Raw genomic sequence first — 17,371 nt, forward strand, 5'->3', positions numbered from 1 at the left:
GGTTTTCCTCCTTTTCCTAAAAGTCTAGTCCATTTTCGCGAGCAGCTTCAGCTAAAGCTTGTACACGGCCATGGTATAGGTATCCACCACGGTCAAAGACTACTTCTTTAATACCTTTTTCAGCAGCACGTTGAGCAACTAATGCTCCAACAGCTGTAGCTTGTTCTGTTCTTGTTTCGCCTGAAACTTCTTTATCTAATGTAGATGCACTTGCGAGCGTGACACCCGCTACGTCATCAATCACTTGAGCGTAGATATTCTTGTTTGAGCGGAAAACGTTCAAACGTGGGCACTCAGCAGTACCAGAAATTTTAGCGCGTACTCGTCCATGTCTTTTTAGACGTAGTTTATTTTTGTCTGGTTTTGAAATCACAATTGTCACCTCTTTATTTTATTTACTAGCAATCAGGCAGCCAGGTAAGTATTATTTACCTGTTTTACCTTCTTTACGACGTACGAATTCGTCAGTGTAACGAATACCTTTACCTTTATAAGGCTCAGGAGGACGTACTCCACGAATGTTGGCTGCTAATTCTCCAACATGTTCTTTGTTGATTCCTTTAACAATAATCTTAGTGTTTGAAGGAACTTCAACAGTAATACCTTCTCTAGCTTCAAATTCAACTGGATGTGAAAGACCAACGTTCAATACAAGTTTAGTTCCTTGTAATTGAGCACGGTATCCAACCCCGATCAAATCTAAAGTTTTTTCGAATCCTTCAGTAACTCCAACGACCATGTTGTTAACAAGGGCGCGTGTAGTACCGTGGATCGTACGGCTAGGTTTGCTGTCGTCAGGACGAGTGAAAGTAATTTCATTATCTGAAACAGTCATCGTAATGACAGGACTGATTGCAAGGTTCAATTCACCTTTAGGTCCTTTAACAGTAACATCATTTCCGTTTTGAGTAACTTCTACTCCAGCAGGAATAGTAATAACTTTATTTCCAATACGGCTCATAGCAGGGCACCTCCTTATTTCTTCTTGTTTATTACCAAACGTAAGCGAGTATTTCGCCACCGATATTTTTTGTTCTTGCTTCTTTGTCTGTAACGACACCTTCTGAAGTTGATACGATCGCGATACCTAGTCCGTTAAGAACTTTAGGTACATCGCCAGCTTTAGCGTAAACACGCAAACCTGGTTTAGAGATACGTTTCAATCCAGTGATAACACGTTCGTTGTCTTGTCCATATTTTAAGAAAACACGGATAACGCCTTGTTTGTCATCTTCAACAAATTCAACATTTTTTACAAAACCTTCACGTTTTAAAATGTTAGCAATCTCTTTTTTAACTTTTGAAGCAGGTACTTCTAATGATTCGTGTTTTGCTGAGTTAGCGTTACGAACACGTGTTAGAAAATCTGCGATTGGATCAGTCATGACCATGATTTTTTAGCCTCCTTTTTGCGAGTTTCGTTTTACCAGCTTGCTTTTTTCATACCTGGAATTTCACCTTTATAGGCTAGTTCGCGTAAGCAAATACGGCAAAGTTTGAATTTGCGGTAAACTGAATGTGGACGACCACAACGTTCACAACGAGTGTATTCTTGAGTTGAGAATTTAGCAGGGCGTTTACTTTTAGCAATCATTGATTTTTTAGCCACTATCTTCGCCTCCTATATTATTTTTGGAATGGCATTCCAAGTTGCGTTAACAATTCACGAGATTCTTCGTCAGTGTTAGCAGTAGTTACAATAACGATGTCCATTCCGCGAACTTTATCAACCATGTCATATTCAACTTCAGGGAAGATAAGTTGTTCTTTAATTCCTAACGTGTAGTTTCCACGTCCGTCGAAAGCTTTATTGCTTACGCCGCGGAAGTCGCGTACACGAGGAAGTGAAACAGAAACCAATTTGTCTAAGAAATCGTACATTCTGTCTCCACGTAATGTTACTTTAGTACCAATAGGCATGCCTTCACGTAAACGGAAGCCAGCGATTGATTTTTTAGCTTTTGTAATTACTGGTTTTTGACCAGCGATAACTGTCAATTCATTAACTGCTTTGTCTAAGTTTTTAGTGTTTGATACTGCATCACCCACACCCATGTTAATAACGATTTTATCAACTTTTGGTGTTTGCATGATTGATGAGTAGTTGAATTTCTCCATCATAGCTGGAGTAACTTCTTTAGTATATTTTTCTTTAAGGCGGTTCATGAAGTTTGTCCCTCCTTCCTTAATCTATTAGTTTAAAACTTCACCGGTTTTTTTAGATACACGTACTTTTTTACCATCTTCAACTTTGTAGCCAACGCGAGTTGGTTCGCCAGTTGAAGCGTCGATCAACATAACATTTGAAGCATCAACTGGGGCTTCGATTTCTAGAATGCCGCCATTTGGTTCAAATGTTGATGGTTTTTGGTGTTTTTTCATAATGTTAACACCTTCAACGGTAACGCGATTTTTCTTAGGAAATACAGCTTTAACTACGCCTTCTTTGCCTTTATCTTTACCAGTGATAACTTTAACTTTATCTCCTGTTTTAATAAACATATTTATCTCGCACCTCCTTCGTGGATGGTTGGGTATTAAAGAACTTCTGGAGCCAATGAAACGATTTTCATGAAACTGTTGTCACGTAATTCACGTGCAACAGGTCCAAAGATACGAGTTCCTCTTGGGCTCTTATCGTCACGGATAATGACACATGCATTTTCATCAAATTTAATATAAGAACCGTCTGCACGACGAGCTCCTGTTTTGGTACGTACAATTACAGCTTTAACAACTTCACCTTTTTTGACAACGCCACCTGGTGTTGCATGTTTTACAGTACAAACAATAACATCACCAATGTTAGCAGTCTTACGGCCTGAACCACCTAGTACTTTTATTGCAAGTACTTCACGTGCACCAGAGTTGTCAGCTACTTTCAAACGACTTTCTGCTTGGATCACTTTCGTATCCTCCTTTCGGAATTAGAAACTTCATTTTTAAAATCAGGTTTTTATGCTTAGATAATGATAGATTCTTCCACGATTTCAACTAAACGGAAATGTTTAGTAGCTGATAATGGACGAGTTTCCATAATTTTAACGATATCGCCTAATTTTGCACTGTTGTTTTCATCATGTGCTTTGTATTTTTTAGAATATTTCATACGTTTGCCGTATACTGGGTGGCGTTTTTGAGTATCAATTTGAACAACGATAGTTTTGTCCATTTTGTCAGAAACAACGTGTCCTTGGTACACTTTACGTTGATTACGTTCTTCAGTCATTTGTTAGCGACCTCCTTTTTCGTTTCGATCAACTATTTTTGTAATTCAGCTTGGCGCAACGCTGTTTTAATGCGTGCGATAGATTTGCGAACTTCGCTCAATCTTGAAGTATTCTCTAACTGGCCAGTAGCCAATTGGAATCTTAGATTGAATAATTCTTCTTTAAATTCTTTTTCTTTTTCAATCATTTCTGAAGTGGATAATTCTTTAAGTTCATTAGCCTTCATTAGATTCACCACCAATTTCTTCACGTTTTACAAATTTCGTTTTGATCGGTAATTTGTGTGATGCTAAACGTAATGCTTCACGAGCTACTTCTTCAGATACGCCGCCAACTTCAAACATGATTTTTCCACGTTTAACTGGTGAAACCCATCCTTCAGGAGCACCTTTACCAGATCCCATACGAACTCCGATTGCTTTTGATGTGTATGATTTATGAGGGAAAATTTTGATCCATACTTTCCCACCACGTTTCATGTAACGAGTCATAGCAATACGAGCAGCTTCAATTTGACGGTTAGTGATCCAGTGAGATTCTACAGCTTGTAAGCCGAATTCTCCATAAGCGATCTCTTTACCACCTTTAGCTTCACCGCGCATTTTACCTCTAAATTCACGACGGAATTTTACACGTTTAGGTACTAACATGTTATTTCCCTCCTTTCTCTGCATTCTTTTTAGCAGGAAGAACTTCTCCACGGTAAATCCAAACTTTAACACCTAGTTTACCATAAGTAGTATCTGCTTCTTCCCAAGCGTAATCGATATCTGCACGTAATGTGTGCAATGGAACAGTTCCTTCAGAATGGATCTCAGTACGAGCCATATCTGCACCGTTCAAACGACCAGAAACTTGAGTTTTGATTCCTTTAGCTCCAGCACGCATTGTGCGTTGGATAGCTTGTTTTTGAGCACGGCGGAAAGCTACACGATTTTCAAGTTGACGTGCAATTCCTTCACCGACTAATTTAGCGTCTAAATCAGGTCTTTTGATTTCAACGATGTTGATGTGAACTCGTTTACCTGTTAAGTCGTTTAATTTTTTGCGTAATGCATCTACTTCAGATCCACCTTTACCAATAACCATTCCTGGTTTAGCAGTGTGAATAGAGATGTTTACACGATTAGCAGCACGTTCAATTTCTACTAATGAGATTGAAGCGTCACTAAGATTTTTAAAGATGTATTCACGAATTGCAATATCTTCATGTAGGTAGTCGCCGAATTCTTTTTCTGCATACCATTTAGAATCCCAGCCGCGAATAATTCCTACACGCATACCTTTTGGATTAATTTTTTGACCCACAGATTAGCCCTCCTTTTTCTCTGATACCACGATTGTAATGTGGCTTGTGCGTTTCATGATTGGTGAAGCTGATCCTTTTGCACGAGGACGGAAACGTTTCATCGTTGGTCCTTCGTTAACATAAGCTTCGCTTACTACCAAGTTTTCAATATCTAAATCATAATTGTGTTCAGCATTAGCGATAGCAGATTTTAAAACTTTCTCTACTACTGGTGATGCTCCTCTAGGAGTGAATTTCAAAATTGAAATTGCTTCACCAACACTTTTACCTCTAATAAGATCGACAACTAAACGAACCTTACGAGCGGTAATGCGAACAGTTTTTGCAGTTGATTTAGCTGCTGTAATTTGTTCTGACATGAGTAATCCTCCCCTCAATAATTAACGATTCGTTTTTTTGTCATCCGCAGTGTGTCCGCGGTAAGTTCTTGTTGGCGCAAATTCACCTAATTTGTGTCCGACCATGTCTTCTTGTACAAAAACTGGGACATGCTTCCGTCCATCATATACAGCAATTGTGTGACCTACAAAGTTTGGAAAAATTGTAGAACGACGAGACCAAGTTTTAATAACTGATTTCTTTTCGCTAGCGTCCATTGCTTGTACTTTTTTCATTAAGTGTTCATCGACAAAAGGTCCCTTTTTAATACTACGACCCATAGTTGAACCTCCTTCCAGTTATGCAGCAAATTGGTTATCCAACTTGCCTGGTTTATTTTGTTTTACGACGACGTACGATTCGTTTGTTAGATCTTGCTTTAGAGTTACGTGTTTTCAATCCAAGAGCAGGTTTACCCCATGGAGTTAATGGACCAGCATGTCCGATTGGAGCTTTACCTTCACCACCACCGTGTGGGTGATCGTTAGGGTTCATTACAGAACCACGAACAGTTGGGCGTTTACCCATCCAACGTGAACGTCCAGCTTTACCAATGTTGATCAATTCATGTTGTTCATTACCAACTTCACCGATTGTAGCACGGCAAGTAGCTAAGATTTGACGAACTTCGCCTGATCCTAAACGAACTAACACGTATTTTCCTTCTTTACCTAAAACTTGTGCGCTTGTTCCTGCTGAACGAACCAATTGTCCACCTTTACCAGGTTTCAATTCGATGTTGTGAACAACAGTACCAACTGGAATGTTTGATAGGGGTAAAGTATTACCCACTTTAATATCAGCATTTTCTCCTGAAAGAATATGTTGACCAATTTCAATTCCTTTTGGTGCAAGAATGTAAGTTTTGATTCCATCTACATAATGGATTAGTGCAATGTTTGCTGAACGGTTTGGATCATATTCAACAGTTTTTACGATACCGACAACATCGTCTTTGTTACGTTTGAAGTCGATAATACGGTAACTACGTTTGTGCCCGCCACCTTGGTGACGTACTGTAATTTTACCATTGTTGTTACGGCCAGCTTTTCTTTTGTTTGGTTCTAACAAAGTCTTTTCAGGCGTTGTTGAAGTGATTTCAGCGAAATCAGAACCAGTCATATTACGACGGCCGTTAGTGGTAGGTTTGTACTTTTTAATCGCCACGTGTTTTCCCTCCTATAAGTGATATTTTGAATTATTCAGCTTCGAAAAATTCGATTTCTTTTGAATCAGCTGTTAATGTAACAACTGCTTTACGACGTTTTTTAGTGTAACCAGAATATCTTCCCATACGTTTTAATTTTCCACGTACGTTCATAACATTCACGTTTTTAACTTTAACGCCAAAGATTTCTTCAATTGCTTGTTTGATATGAGTTTTGTTTGCGCGAACGTCTACTTCAAAAGTATATTTTTTGCTGTCTTCAGCAAGCATAGCTTTTTCAGTAATCATAGGGCGCAAGATAACTTCGCGTGCTTCCATTATTGAAGAGCCTCCTCTACTTGAGTTAGAGCAGTTTGCGTTAAGATCAATTTGTTATGAGATACAACATCTAAAACTGTAACGTTATCTGGAGCTACTACTGTTACTCCTGGAAGGTTACGAGCTGATAATGTTGTGAAATCATTTCCGTTTTCTACAACAACTAACACTTTTGTATCAACGTTTAAATTGTTTAACACTTGTGCAAATTCTTTCGTTTTTGGTGCATCAAAGTTCAATGCATCTACAACGATCATGTTTCCTTCAGCTACTTTAGAAGAAAGAACAGATCTGATTGCTAAACGACGAACTTTTTTAGGAAGTTTGTAGCTGTATGAACGAGGTGTCGGTCCAAAGACTACACCACCGCCACGCCATTGTGGTGAACGGATAGATCCTTGACGAGCACGTCCAGTACCTTTTTGTCTCCATGGTTTACGGCCACCGCCTCTTACTGCACTACGGTTTTTTACTTTGTGTGTTCCTTGTCTTAATGAAGCACGTTGCATGATGATTGCATCAAAAACAACATTTTCATTTGGTTCAATTCCGAAAACAGCATCGTTTAAAGTAACTTCGCCATTTTGAGAACCGTCTTGTTTAAATAAGACTAATTTTGCCATTCCTTTGCTCCTCCTTTCTTCGATCTTTATTTAACTGCTTTAAGAGCAGTTCTAATTTGGATTAAGGATTTTTTAGCTCCAGGTACATTACCTTTAATTAAGATAACGTTTCTTTCAACGTCAACACGTACGATTTCAAGATTTTGAATTGTTACGCGGTTTCCGCCCATACGACCTGGCAATAATTTACGTTTGAATACGCGATTAGGATCAACGGGACCCATTGAACCAGGACGACGGTGGTAACGAGATCCGTGAGACATTGGTCCACGAGATTGGCCATGGCGTTTGATAACACCTTGGAAACCTTTACCTTTAGTTGTCCCCGTGACATCAACGATGTCTCCAGCTGCGAACATATCAACTTTAATTTCTTTTCCTACTTCGTATTCCCCTAGCTCAACACCGTCAAATTCACGAATGAAGCGCTTAGGAGTAGCATTTGCTTTTGCTACATGACCTTTAGCAGGTTTGTTAGACAATACTTCACGTTTGTCTTGGTAACCAAGTTGAACTGCTTCGTAGCCATCGTTTTCCATTGTTTTAAGTTGTAAAACAACGTTTGGAGTAGCTTCGATTACTGTTACAGGAATTAATTCCCCAGCTTCAGTAAAGACTTGTGTCATTCCTACTTTTTTTCCTAAGATTCCTTTGGTCATGAGTACACCTCCATTATTTTTTTAGTTTGATTATAATTTAATTTCGATATCTACGCCTGATGGTAGATCTAATTTTGTTAAAGCATCAACAGTTTTTGGTGTTGGGTTAACAATATCAATCACACGTTTGTGAGTGCGCATTTCAAATTGTTCACGAGAGTCTTTGTATTTGTGAGTCGCACGAATCACAGTGTACACACTTCTCTCAGTTGGTAATGGAATTGGACCAGACACGCTAGCACCAGTTCTCTTTGCTGTTTCTACAATTTTGTCCGCTGATTGATCCAAGATACGGTGTTCGTATGCTTTCAAACGGATACGGATTTTTTGTTTTGCCATAATTTTCCCTCCTTCGCCTATTCTTATAAAGTAGACATTGCTCCACGAAAATTTCCGACACACTCGCCGTGGCAAAGCGGCCGGGTGTATCGCAACCTCCCGTTTCTTAGCCATCGATTCCAAATGAAATCGGGGTCTGTGCTTCTCTCTTTTAAATCAGCACCTTAAATAGTATAACCAATATACATTATCAAATCAAGTGTTTTTCGCGGTTTTTTCAACTTTTTTAAAAATAAGTCGGCTTTTTTCTTCACATTTCATCCACTATTAACGGTTTTACCATTTGCGAGATTGATCTTGTCCATTATCAGTCTTCTAAATGATGAAAAAAGCTACTTCTTATCATCTGCAATGATTAAGATAGTAGCTTAGTTCAAATTATTTGTCTAGTAAAACTTCTTTTTTAAATTTTTTTATCCACTGTTTTGTTTCTGCTTCTCTCAGACTTTCACTATCCAATTTTCAGGAGCTGCTACATCGCCAAATTGAATCCCGATCAGTTCGTCATACAATTTTTCCGTTACCGGTCCAACTTCTGTTTCACTATAGAAAACATGGAAGTCATCCCCATTTTGAATTCCGCCGATCGGAGAAATCACAGCTGCTGTACCACAAGCTCCTGCTTCTTTGAACTGATCCAACTGATCAATGTAGACATCGCCTTGGACAACTTCTAATCCTAAACGTTTCTCAGCTAGATAAAGCAAGGAATATTTTGTAATACTAGGTAAAATAGACGGAGATTCAGGTGTGATGAATTTATCGTCTTTTGTAATACCAAAGAAATTAGCGGCCCCAACTTCTTCTATTTTTGTATGCGTAATAGGATCTAAATAAATCGCATCACTAAATGCTCGTTTATGGGCTTCTGCTCCAGGAAGCAGACTTCCGGCATAATTTCCGCCGACTTTCGCTGCGCCTGTACCTCGTCCTGCGGCTCTATCGTATTGAGAAACTAAAAAGTTTGTCGGTGTAAGCCCGCCTTTGAAATACGGACCAACCGGCATACAAAAAACAGAAAAAATATACTCTGCAGCCGGCTTCACTCCTATATTGTCTCCCACACCAATGATATAAGGGCGAAGATACAAGGTTCCTCCTGTGCCATACGGCGGCAAGAAATGCTCGTTTGCCTTCACCACCTGTTTTACAGCATCTATAAAAATCTCTGTTGAAACTTCAGGCATTAACAAACGGCGACAGCTTCGTTGCATACGTTCTGCATTTTGATCTGGTCTGAACAAATTAATATCCCCATCTTTTGTTCGGTAAGCTTTTAATCCTTCAAAACAAGCTTGCCCATAATGGAGTGCTGTCGAGCCCTCACTAATATGTACTTGATTGTCTTCGGTAAGCGTTCCTTCGTCCCAACTGCCATCTTTCCAATAGGACAAGTAGCGCAAGTCCGTTTTAATATAATTAAACCCTAAATTGTTCCAATCGATCGATACTTCTTTTCCCATAATTCTCACCCCACTTGAATTTGTTATTTAGTGTATCACAAGAATGAAAGAAATGGCTATTTTTTCATATAAACAAATAAAGAAGTTTCTCTTTTGAAAAGAAACTTCTTTTACTCTCACTTTTGCAAACGAGTAATTTTTAATTCATCAAACAACTTTTAGAACTGACGCGTTCTCCTATAATAGTTGTTCTACAATATTTAACGTTGGTGAGTAGAAAATACACTTCTTTTTAATTCTAACTCTATTAGAAACTCAGTTCTAGAAATTTCTGGAGGAATATGGGGTTGCTTATAGCCATGGAAAGGACGCAAAAAAAGGAAACACTGTGGGCGTACGCCCAAGTGTACCATGCTTGTAAGCTGCTGAAGCAGCAACAATCATGGCAATTACTTAGCGTTAGGCTTTAGCCGTTACGCTAAGTTTGTTCTCCGCTACGCTACGCATACTATATCCGTACGTCGCTATCGCTCCAACGGCTTCAGCAACGCTTGCAAGCCTTGAGATGTAGTTTTCAGCACCAAGGCGTTCCCATGGCTTTCCATAAGCAACCCCATAGGCCGGAGGAAATTTCTTTACCAACGTTAGAAGATGAAGAGCCATAATAGTGGTAGAAGCAAAAAAGAAGCCTTCCTAATGAAAGGAAAGCTTCTTTAAAGGTTTTAATTAAAGTTTAAACTAGGTTGATTAAGCTTCGATTGAAGCAACAACGCCAGCTCCAACAGTACGTCCACCTTCACGGATAGTGAATTTAGTACCTTGGTCTAAAGCGATAGGAGCGATTAATTCAACGTTGATTGTAACGTTATCTCCAGGCATAACCATTTCAGTACCTTCTGGCAACTCGATAACACCAGTTACGTCAGTTGTACGGAAGTAAAATTGTGGGCGGTAGTTACCGAAGAATGGAGTGTGACGTCCACCTTCTTCTTTAGATAAGATATAAACTTCGCCTGTAAATTTTGTGTGTGGAGTAATTGAACCTGGTTTAGCTAATACTTGACCACGTTGGATGTCTTCACGAGAAACCCCACGTAATAAAGCACCGATGTTATCTCCAGCTTCAGCGTAATCCAATAATTTACGGAACATTTCAACACCAGTAACAGTTGATTTAACTGTATCGTGTAAACCGATGATTTCAACTTCGTCTCCGACTTTAACTTGTCCAGCTTCAACACGGCCTGTAGCAACAGTACCACGTCCAGTGATTGAGAATACGTCCTCAACTGGCATCATGAATGGTTTGTCAGTGTCGCGTTCTGGGTTTGGAATGTAAGAGTCAACAGCATCCATCAATTCCATGATTTTATCTTCGTATTCAGCTACGCCTTCAAGAGCTTTAAGAGCTGAACCAGCGATAACTGGAGTGTCATCACCTGGGAATTCGTATTCTGATAATAAGTCACGAACTTCCATTTCAACTAATTCTAATAATTCTTCGTCATCAACCATATCAACTTTGTTTAAGAAAACAACGATGTATGGAACACCAACTTGGCGAGACAATAGGATGTGTTCGCGAGTTTGTGGCATTGGGCCATCAGCAGCAGAAACTACTAAGATAGCTCCATCCATTTGAGCAGCACCAGTGATCATGTTTTTAACGTAGTCCGCGTGACCTGGGCAGTCAACGTGAGCATAGTGACGAGCTGCAGTTTCATATTCAACGTGAGAAGTGTTGATTGTGATTCCACGTTCGCGTTCTTCTGGAGCTCCATCGATTGAAGCGTAGTCAGTTGCAGTACTTGCAAAACCTTTTTTAGCTAAAACTGTAGTAATTGCAGCAGTTAAAGTTGTTTTACCGTGGTCAACGTGTCCAATTGTACCAATATTAGCATGTGGTTTTGTACGTTCGAATTTTTCTTTTGCCATTTTGTTAATTTCCTCCTCATAATTGAGTTGCTATTTTTTGAATCAAGTCGTCTATATTGGCCCAGTGGTGACACTTAGACCAACAACAGACTAACCCAATTCTTTAGTAAAAATTATAACGATTTTTTGAAAGAAAAGCAATACTTAACAGTTTTCGGCTGAAATCAATGATTAGTCAGCTGAAACACCATTTTTCTTGATGATTTCTTCAGAGATAGATTTTGGTACAGCTTCATAATGATCAAATTGCATTGTAAAAGTACCGCGACCTTGTGTTGATGAACGCAATGCTGTAGCGTATCCGAACATTTCAGAAAGAGGAACGATTCCTTTAACGATAGTAGTGTTTCCACGTACTTCGCTTCCTTCGATGCGTCCACGACGAGCACTGATGTGTCCCATTACATCACCTAGGTAATCTTCTGGAATTGTAACATCAACTTCCATCATTGGCTCTAAGATAACAGGGCCGGCTTTTTTCGCAGCATTTTTCAATGCTAGTGAAGCAGCAACTTTAAAGGCCGTTTCATTCGAGTCAACATCATGATAAGATCCATCGTAAAGTTTCGCTTTAACATCCACCAATGGATATCCAGCAAGAACTCCGCCTTCTAGAGAAGACTCTAAACCAGCTTTAACTGCAGGAATGTATTCACGTGGAACAGATCCCCCAACGATAGCATCTTCAAATTCAAATCCGCCACCTTCTTCATTAGGTGAGAATTCAACCCAAACATGTCCGTATTGACCTTTACCACCTGATTGACGTACAAACTTACCTTCAGCTTCAGTAGCTTTAGTAAATGTTTCACGGTAAGAAACTTGAGGAGCTCCTACAGTTGCTTCAACGTTAAATTCACGTCTCATACGGTCAACGATGATGTCTAAGTGCAACTCACCCATACCGGCGATAATAGTTTCGCCAGTTTCGTGGTCAGTTTCAGCACGGAATGTTGGATCTTCTTCAGCTAATTTTTGAAGAGCGACACCCATTTTATCTTGGTCTGCTTTTGATTTTGGTTCAATAGCAACTTGGATAACTGGTTCTGGGAAGTCCATAGACTCTAAAATAACTTGTTCTTTTTCATCTGATAAAGTATCTCCTGTAGTTGTGTCTTTCAACCCAACTGCAGCAGCGATATCTCCAGAAAATACTTCAGGAATCTCGCTACGTGAGTTCGCGTGCATTTGTAAGATACGACCTACACGTTCACGTTTACCTTTTGTAGCGTTCATAACGTATGAACCTGATTGTAAAGTACCAGAGTAAACACGGAAGAATGTCAAACGACCAACATAAGGGTCAGTTGCTACTTTAAATGCAAGAGCAGCAAATGGTTCGTTGTCATCAGCATGGTGTTCAATTACTGTATCTGGATCATCTACTGAGTGTCCTTCGATTGGAGGAACATCAAGTGGTGATGGAAGGTAATCAATAACAGCGTTCAATAATAATTGAACCCCTTTATTTTTAAAGGCCGTTCCACAAAGAACAGGGTAGAATTCTACTTTAACTGTTGCTTTACGGATAGCTGATTTGATTTCTTCTACAGAGAATTCTTCACCTTCAAGATATTTCATCATGAATTCTTCATCTGTTTCAGCAAGTGCTTCTAACAATTTTGTACGCCATTCGTCAGCTTCATCTTTTTTATCTTCAGGAATTTCGATTTCTTCAATTTCAGTTCCTAAATCATTTGCATAATTGAAGGCTTTCATTTCTACTAAATCGATAATACCAGTAAAGTTATCTTCAGCTCCGATTGGCAATTGAATAGGATGTGCATTGGCTTGTAAACGATCATGGATTGTACCTACAGAATATAAGAAGTCTGCTCCAGTTTTATCCATTTTGTTTACAAATACAATACGTGGAACACCGTAAGTTGTTGCTTGACGCCAAACTGTTTCAGTTTGAGGTTCAACACCTGATTGAGCATCTAGCAATGCAACAGCACCATCTAATACACGTAATGAACGTTCAACTTCAACAGTGAAGTCCACGTGTCCAGGTGTATCAATGATATTAACACGGTGACCCTCCCAAGCTGCTGTTGTTGCGGCAGAAGTGATAGTGATACCACGTTCTTGTTCCTGTTCCATCCAGTCCATTTGTGAAGCTCCCTCATGAGTTTCACCAATTTTGTGGATACGTCCAGTGTAATAAAGGATACGTTCAGTCGTTGTTGTTTTACCAGCATCGATATGAGCCATGATTCCGATATTACGAGTTTTTTCTAAAGAAAATTCTCTTTTTGCCATCTTGAATATACACCTCTTTTTTGTAAATTTTAAAAACTATTATATTCCAACGCTGCTAAATCCCGGCGTTGGAATATAGAAAGCAGAATCTTACCAACGGTAATGAGCGAATGCTTTATTCGCTTCTGCCATTTTATGTGTATCTTCACGTTTTTTAACTGCTGAACCAGTGTTGTTAGCAGCATCCATGATTTCACGAGCTAAACGAAGATCCATAGTATCTTCTCCGCGTAAACGAGAGTAGCTTACTAACCAACGTAGAGCAAGCGCTGAACGACGTTCTGGACGAACTTCGATTGGCACTTGGTAGTTAGAACCCCCAACACGGCGAGCTTTAACTTCAAGAACTGGCATGATATTTTTCATTGCTTCTTCAAAGACTTCCATTGGATCATTTCCAGTTTGTTCTTTGATTGAATCAAATGCGTTATAAAGAATAGTTGCTGCTTTACCACGTTTTCCATCAACCATCAAACGGTTGATTAAACGAGTAACTAATTTTGAATTGTAAATTGGATCTGGTAACACGTCACGTTTTGCGACAGGACCTTTACGAGGCATTTAAATTCCTCCTTTCGACTATTTTATATTTATCAGAATTTTTATTTAGGCTTTTTAGTACCGTATTTAGAACGGCTTTGTTTACGATCAGTAACACCTGCTGTATCTAAAGCACCACGAACGATGTGGTAACGTACCCCTGGTAAATCTTTCACACGGCCTCCACGAAGAAGAACAACACTATGTTCTTGTAAGTTGTGACCTTCACCCGGGATATATGCTGTAACTTCGATCAAGTTAGACAAACGAACACGAGCATATTTACGTAAAGCAGAGTTAGGTTTTTTAGGAGTCATAGTACCTACACGAGTACATACACCACGTTTTTGTGGAGAATTTACAATAGTTTGTTTTTTCTGTTTACTATTGTACCCTTTGTTTAAAGCAGGAGACTCAGATTTTTCGATTTTTGATTTACGAGATTTACGAACCAATTGGTTAATTGTTGGCATTTTTTGTTTCCTCCCTTCCGGTTATTAAATATCTAATCCCACACATCCAGGTGTTTCTTTTATTTTTAAAAAAATATTGCTGCATAGCATGCAACTTCTGGGTATGGAGGTTATACGCCTTTGCAACAGTCAGAACGACTGATTTACAGGAATCTGCGTACAAAAGCACCTTATGAATAATACCATGTAAAAAAAAATCTGTCAATAAAAAATCGTTTTTTTTGTTTTTTTCTTTTCAACAGAACTTACTTTTTCTTGCGTATAGTATAGAAACTAATGAAATTGGAAAGGTAGATTGCTCATGCCCTTGTTAACTATTCTTCCCTTAATGATTTACGGTCTTATTTGGGGGTCTTTTTTAACAGTTGTCGGTCTTAGGACCCCTATTAACCAACCTTTTGTCTGTTCGAGATCCCGTTGTCCCTATTGTCACCATATCTTATCTTCAAAAGAACTCGTTCCACTCTTTTCGATTTTGTTTCAAAAAGGAAAGTGCCGTCACTGCAACCATCCAATAGCTTTACTCTACCCTTTAGCGGAACTCACTACGGCTTGTTTGCTGGTGATTGGTTTTCTTTGGGCGCAGCCTAATTGGCCAACGTTCACCAATTTGTTTTTAGTGCTTTCTTTTGGAATAGTTTTTTCCATTTCTGATTTAACCACCCAAATCCTCCCAGACAAAATCATGTTGCTGTTTTTTATATTCGTTTTTTTGTATCAATTATTTGCCCGTCCAGATATCTTTTTTTCTTATTTAATATGCGGCATAGGCTTTTTTTCTGTTTTCTACTTATTTTTCCTTATCTTTCCATACGGCATTGGTGGTGGAGATGTAAAGTACTACGGAATTCTTGGATTTCTTTTAGGCTATCAAACCACCGCGCTAGCATTATTGTTGGCTTGCAGTATAGCATGTACTTTCTATTTACCAATGCGTTTCATTAAAAAGCACAACCGAAACCACCCAATCCCTTTTGCTCCCTTTATTTTTCTGGGAGCATATATAAGTTGCCTCATCAGCCCTTTGTTTTTTACCTATTTAAATTCGTATTTCCTTTTTTAACGATGCGAAACGGTATAATAGAAAGAGTACGGCTTTACCACTGTTCTGTTTGTGATAAAGCCGTACTCTTTCTATTATTTAAGGAGCAATCAGTTGAGACACACGACTGTCTACAGCTTAAAAAACATTGGTATTTAGTTTTCTGTAAAGTAAGTGGTGTGTACAAATTTCACTTCTTGAAATTCTTCAATTCCATATTTCCCGTTTTCACGACCTAAACCAGAATATTTTACCCCGCCAAATGGCGCTTCTGATTGAGAGACACCTGTATTATTTATGCCTACTAAACCATATTCCAACTCAGTACTCACTTTTTCCGCTAAGCGTAAATCCTTCGTAAACACATATGAAGCTAAACCAAAATGAGAATCATTTGCTAATGCAATCACTTTATCTTCATTATCAAATGAAATCACTGGAATGACTGGTCCAAATGTTTCTTCATAAAAGATATCCATGTCAGTCGTTATTCTATCTATAACAGTTGGTTGATAGAAAAATCCATCTTTATATTCCCCTTCAACCAGTCTTCCGCCACCGATTAAAACCTCAGCGCCTTTATCTTTAGCATCTGCGATTTGGCCATCAATAGTTTCCCGTGCTTCTTCATTGATCAGCGGACCTACCATTACATCATCTTGTCCGTTACCCACTGTTACTTTTTCTACTGCTTTAACGAGTTTTTCGGTAAATTCTTTTTTGATAGGCTCTTCTACGAAAATACGATTAGGCGCCGTACAAGCTTGACCGTTATTTCTAAACTTCATTGCTACGAGGGCATCAATGGTTTGTTGAATAGGCGCATCTTTAAAGACGATAAAAGGCGCATGTCCACCCAGTTCCAACGAAATCTTCTTCAGCGTTTGTCCTGATTGCTTATACAACAATTGCCCTACTTTGGTTGAACCCGTAAACGTTAATTTGCGTACATCACTGCTTTCAGCAAATGCTTCACCGATCTCACTCGCTGAACCCATTACTAAGTTGGCAACACCCTTCGGTAAACCGGCTTTTTCAAATAGTTCAAAAATAGCAATAGCGGATAAAGGCGTATTCCCTGCTGGTTTCAGTACAACAGTACACCCCGCTGAAATTGCTGGAGATATTTTACGCACAATCATATTGGATGGGAAATTCCAAGGAGTAATGGCGCCTATTACTCCTACTGGTTGTTTTTTCACTTCAAACTTGTGATTATTTGGTGCTGGGATAGTTTCTCCATACACACGTCTTGCTTCTTCCGCATTCCAATGCATATTTTCAACATCTGTTTTGATTTCACCTTTTGCTTCTTTTAACGGTTTCCCTTGTTCTAACGTCATTATTAAAGCCAAGCGTTCTGCATTTTCTTCAATTAAATCAGCAACCTTGTGTAAAATAGCTACTCGTTCCTTCAGTTCCATACCGGACCAAATCGGAAAAGCCTTTTTAGCTGCTTCGACAGCTTGCTTCGTTTCTTCTTTTCCACCTTGCGAAACACGTACTAATTCTTCTCCTGTCGCAGGGTTGATAACAGCTTTTTTATCCATTGAGCCTTCTACCCACTGTCCGTCAATAAACAGATTGGTTTGAATTTCTGGTAATGATTGTCTTGTTGTCAAATAGATTCGCCTCCTATTAGATTTCATTCTATATTCAAAATAACATAAATGCTAAACGGTCTAAACTGAT

25 protein-coding genes are annotated in these 17,371 nt (G+C 39.0%); 1 reads left to right on the forward strand and 24 read right to left on the reverse strand.

Annotated elements, in window-relative coordinates:
* Window positions 1–16: 16 nt before the first annotated feature.
* The 23 genes from rplR to rpsL all read right to left on the reverse strand — a co-directional run bounded on the left by rplR (window position 17) and on the right by rpsL (window position 14,637).
* A complete protein-coding gene (gene rplR / locus ACEN4I_RS00905; RefSeq protein ID WP_407095986.1) occupies window positions 17–373 on the reverse strand; it encodes a 50S ribosomal protein L18 in 357 nt (118 codons plus the stop codon).
* Between the two features lie 51 nt (window positions 374–424).
* Complete coding sequence (gene rplF / locus ACEN4I_RS00910) at window positions 425–961, reverse strand: 50S ribosomal protein L6 (RefSeq protein WP_407102808.1); 537 nt, start codon at window positions 959–961, stop codon at window positions 425–427.
* Window positions 962–992: 31 nt separating this feature from the next.
* A complete protein-coding gene (gene rpsH, locus ACEN4I_RS00915) occupies window positions 993–1,391 on the reverse strand; it encodes a 30S ribosomal protein S8 (protein WP_407095988.1) in 399 nt (132 codons plus the stop codon).
* Between the two features lie 32 nt (window positions 1,392–1,423).
* A complete protein-coding gene (locus ACEN4I_RS00920; RefSeq protein ID WP_092480913.1) occupies window positions 1,424–1,609 on the reverse strand; it encodes a type Z 30S ribosomal protein S14 in 186 nt (61 codons plus the stop codon).
* A gap of 17 nt (window positions 1,610–1,626) precedes the next feature.
* On the reverse strand, window positions 1,627–2,166 hold the full coding sequence (rplE, locus tag ACEN4I_RS00925; protein ID WP_407095989.1) for a 50S ribosomal protein L5: 540 nt from the start codon (window positions 2,164–2,166) through the stop codon (window positions 1,627–1,629).
* A gap of 27 nt (window positions 2,167–2,193) precedes the next feature.
* Complete coding sequence (gene rplX / locus ACEN4I_RS00930; protein ID WP_407095990.1) at window positions 2,194–2,502, reverse strand: 50S ribosomal protein L24; 309 nt, start codon at window positions 2,500–2,502, stop codon at window positions 2,194–2,196.
* 35 nt (window positions 2,503–2,537) lie between these two features.
* Window positions 2,538–2,906 (reverse strand): 50S ribosomal protein L14, encoded by a 369-nt coding sequence (gene rplN / locus ACEN4I_RS00935; RefSeq protein ID WP_407095991.1) that lies wholly within the window; start codon window positions 2,904–2,906, stop codon window positions 2,538–2,540.
* A 56-nt stretch (window positions 2,907–2,962) separates the two neighbouring features.
* On the reverse strand, window positions 2,963–3,229 hold the full coding sequence (gene rpsQ / locus ACEN4I_RS00940; RefSeq protein WP_407102809.1) for a 30S ribosomal protein S17: 267 nt from the start codon (window positions 3,227–3,229) through the stop codon (window positions 2,963–2,965).
* Between the two features lie 32 nt (window positions 3,230–3,261).
* Window positions 3,262–3,456 (reverse strand): 50S ribosomal protein L29, encoded by a 195-nt coding sequence (gene rpmC, locus ACEN4I_RS00945; protein ID WP_092480908.1) that lies wholly within the window; start codon window positions 3,454–3,456, stop codon window positions 3,262–3,264.
* Window positions 3,446–3,880 carry a 50S ribosomal protein L16 gene (gene rplP, locus ACEN4I_RS00950; RefSeq protein WP_204212096.1) on the reverse strand — a complete coding sequence of 145 codons (435 nt, stop codon included), beginning with the start codon at window positions 3,878–3,880 and terminating at the stop codon, window positions 3,446–3,448. The genes rpmC and rplP overlap by 11 nt, the downstream gene beginning before the upstream one ends.
* Window position 3,881: 1 nt before the next feature.
* A complete protein-coding gene (rpsC, locus tag ACEN4I_RS00955) occupies window positions 3,882–4,538 on the reverse strand; it encodes a 30S ribosomal protein S3 (protein ID WP_407095993.1) in 657 nt (218 codons plus the stop codon).
* A gap of 3 nt (window positions 4,539–4,541) precedes the next feature.
* A complete protein-coding gene (rplV, locus tag ACEN4I_RS00960; RefSeq protein ID WP_204212098.1) occupies window positions 4,542–4,898 on the reverse strand; it encodes a 50S ribosomal protein L22 in 357 nt (118 codons plus the stop codon).
* A gap of 21 nt (window positions 4,899–4,919) precedes the next feature.
* Window positions 4,920–5,198, reverse strand: a complete 279-nt coding sequence (rpsS, locus tag ACEN4I_RS00965; protein ID WP_079650878.1) for a 30S ribosomal protein S19 — start codon at window positions 5,196–5,198, stop codon at window positions 4,920–4,922.
* A 52-nt stretch (window positions 5,199–5,250) separates the two neighbouring features.
* A complete protein-coding gene (gene rplB, locus ACEN4I_RS00970; RefSeq protein ID WP_407095994.1) occupies window positions 5,251–6,084 on the reverse strand; it encodes a 50S ribosomal protein L2 in 834 nt (277 codons plus the stop codon).
* Window positions 6,085–6,115: 31 nt separating this feature from the next.
* On the reverse strand, window positions 6,116–6,403 hold the full coding sequence (gene rplW / locus ACEN4I_RS00975) for a 50S ribosomal protein L23 (protein WP_407095995.1): 288 nt from the start codon (window positions 6,401–6,403) through the stop codon (window positions 6,116–6,118).
* A complete protein-coding gene (gene rplD, locus ACEN4I_RS00980; RefSeq protein ID WP_407095996.1) occupies window positions 6,403–7,026 on the reverse strand; it encodes a 50S ribosomal protein L4 in 624 nt (207 codons plus the stop codon). The genes rplW and rplD overlap by 1 nt, the downstream gene beginning before the upstream one ends.
* A gap of 26 nt (window positions 7,027–7,052) precedes the next feature.
* Window positions 7,053–7,685, reverse strand: a complete 633-nt coding sequence (gene rplC / locus ACEN4I_RS00985; protein ID WP_407095997.1) for a 50S ribosomal protein L3 — start codon at window positions 7,683–7,685, stop codon at window positions 7,053–7,055.
* Between the two features lie 30 nt (window positions 7,686–7,715).
* Window positions 7,716–8,024 carry a 30S ribosomal protein S10 gene (gene rpsJ, locus ACEN4I_RS00990; protein ID WP_143084253.1) on the reverse strand — a complete coding sequence of 103 codons (309 nt, stop codon included), beginning with the start codon at window positions 8,022–8,024 and terminating at the stop codon, window positions 7,716–7,718.
* Between the two features lie 440 nt (window positions 8,025–8,464).
* Window positions 8,465–9,487, reverse strand: coding sequence for a branched-chain amino acid aminotransferase (locus tag ACEN4I_RS00995; RefSeq protein ID WP_407102810.1), 1,023 nt, complete (start codon window positions 9,485–9,487; stop codon window positions 8,465–8,467).
* 687 nt (window positions 9,488–10,174) lie between these two features.
* Entirely contained in the window at window positions 10,175–11,362 is a 1,188-nt protein-coding gene (tuf, locus tag ACEN4I_RS01000) for an elongation factor Tu (RefSeq protein WP_407095999.1), read from the reverse strand.
* Between the two features lie 171 nt (window positions 11,363–11,533).
* Complete coding sequence (fusA, locus tag ACEN4I_RS01005) at window positions 11,534–13,624, reverse strand: elongation factor G (protein WP_407096000.1); 2,091 nt, start codon at window positions 13,622–13,624, stop codon at window positions 11,534–11,536.
* A 90-nt stretch (window positions 13,625–13,714) separates the two neighbouring features.
* A complete protein-coding gene (gene rpsG / locus ACEN4I_RS01010; protein WP_407096001.1) occupies window positions 13,715–14,185 on the reverse strand; it encodes a 30S ribosomal protein S7 in 471 nt (156 codons plus the stop codon).
* Between the two features lie 41 nt (window positions 14,186–14,226).
* The gene (gene rpsL / locus ACEN4I_RS01015; RefSeq protein ID WP_407096002.1) at window positions 14,227–14,637 is read right to left on the reverse strand and encodes a 30S ribosomal protein S12; all 411 of its coding nucleotides are present in this window, start codon (window positions 14,635–14,637) and stop codon (window positions 14,227–14,229) included.
* 301 nt (window positions 14,638–14,938) lie between these two features.
* Between rpsL and ACEN4I_RS01020 the strand changes: the two genes are divergently transcribed.
* Window positions 14,939–15,700 (forward strand): prepilin peptidase, encoded by a 762-nt coding sequence (locus ACEN4I_RS01020; RefSeq protein ID WP_407127493.1) that lies wholly within the window; start codon window positions 14,939–14,941, stop codon window positions 15,698–15,700.
* 134 nt (window positions 15,701–15,834) lie between these two features.
* Here the strand turns inward: ACEN4I_RS01020 and ACEN4I_RS01025 are convergent, their stop codons facing one another.
* The gene (locus tag ACEN4I_RS01025; RefSeq protein WP_407102811.1) at window positions 15,835–17,301 is read right to left on the reverse strand and encodes an NAD-dependent succinate-semialdehyde dehydrogenase; all 1,467 of its coding nucleotides are present in this window, start codon (window positions 17,299–17,301) and stop codon (window positions 15,835–15,837) included.
* Between the last annotated feature and the right edge of the window lie 70 nt (window positions 17,302–17,371).

Source organism: Desemzia sp. FAM 23990, from assembly GCF_045528485.1.
GTDB lineage: Bacteria > Bacillota > Bacilli > Lactobacillales > Carnobacteriaceae > Desemzia.

What these genes read in the sequence shown, in the direction of transcription:
- rplV (WP_204212098.1), bottom strand. Translation starts at nt 4,898, where the DNA reads ATGTCAGAACAAATTACAGCAGCTAAATCAACTGCAAAAACTGTTCGC.
- rpsJ (WP_143084253.1), bottom strand. Translation starts at nt 8,024, where the DNA reads ATGGCAAAACAAAAAATCCGTATCCGTTTGAAAGCATACGAACACCGT.
- rplP (WP_204212096.1), bottom strand. Translation starts at nt 3,880, where the DNA reads ATGTTAGTACCTAAACGTGTAAAATTCCGTCGTGAATTTAGAGGTAAA.
- ACEN4I_RS01020 (WP_407127493.1), top strand. Translation starts at nt 14,939, where the DNA reads ATGCCCTTGTTAACTATTCTTCCCTTAATGATTTACGGTCTTATTTGG.
- tuf (WP_407095999.1), bottom strand. Translation starts at nt 11,362, where the DNA reads ATGGCAAAAGAAAAATTCGAACGTACAAAACCACATGCTAATATTGGT.
- rplX (WP_407095990.1), bottom strand. Translation starts at nt 2,502, where the DNA reads ATGTTTATTAAAACAGGAGATAAAGTTAAAGTTATCACTGGTAAAGAT.
- rpsG (WP_407096001.1), bottom strand. Translation starts at nt 14,185, where the DNA reads ATGCCTCGTAAAGGTCCTGTCGCAAAACGTGACGTGTTACCAGATCCA.
- fusA (WP_407096000.1), bottom strand. Translation starts at nt 13,624, where the DNA reads ATGGCAAAAAGAGAATTTTCTTTAGAAAAAACTCGTAATATCGGAATC.
- rplW (WP_407095995.1), bottom strand. Translation starts at nt 6,403, where the DNA reads ATGGAAGCACGCGAAGTTATCTTGCGCCCTATGATTACTGAAAAAGCT.
- rpsS (WP_079650878.1), bottom strand. Translation starts at nt 5,198, where the DNA reads ATGGGTCGTAGTATTAAAAAGGGACCTTTTGTCGATGAACACTTAATG.
- rplE (WP_407095989.1), bottom strand. Translation starts at nt 2,166, where the DNA reads ATGAACCGCCTTAAAGAAAAATATACTAAAGAAGTTACTCCAGCTATG.
- rplF (WP_407102808.1), bottom strand. Translation starts at nt 961, where the DNA reads ATGAGCCGTATTGGAAATAAAGTTATTACTATTCCTGCTGGAGTAGAA.
- rpsQ (WP_407102809.1), bottom strand. Translation starts at nt 3,229, where the DNA reads ATGACTGAAGAACGTAATCAACGTAAAGTGTACCAAGGACACGTTGTT.
- ACEN4I_RS00995 (WP_407102810.1), bottom strand. Translation starts at nt 9,487, where the DNA reads ATGGGAAAAGAAGTATCGATCGATTGGAACAATTTAGGGTTTAATTAT.
- rpsH (WP_407095988.1), bottom strand. Translation starts at nt 1,391, where the DNA reads ATGGTCATGACTGATCCAATCGCAGATTTTCTAACACGTGTTCGTAAC.
- rpmC (WP_092480908.1), bottom strand. Translation starts at nt 3,456, where the DNA reads ATGAAGGCTAATGAACTTAAAGAATTATCCACTTCAGAAATGATTGAA.
- rpsL (WP_407096002.1), bottom strand. Translation starts at nt 14,637, where the DNA reads ATGCCAACAATTAACCAATTGGTTCGTAAATCTCGTAAATCAAAAATC.
- rplD (WP_407095996.1), bottom strand. Translation starts at nt 7,026, where the DNA reads ATGGCAAAATTAGTCTTATTTAAACAAGACGGTTCTCAAAATGGCGAA.
- rplC (WP_407095997.1), bottom strand. Translation starts at nt 7,685, where the DNA reads ATGACCAAAGGAATCTTAGGAAAAAAAGTAGGAATGACACAAGTCTTT.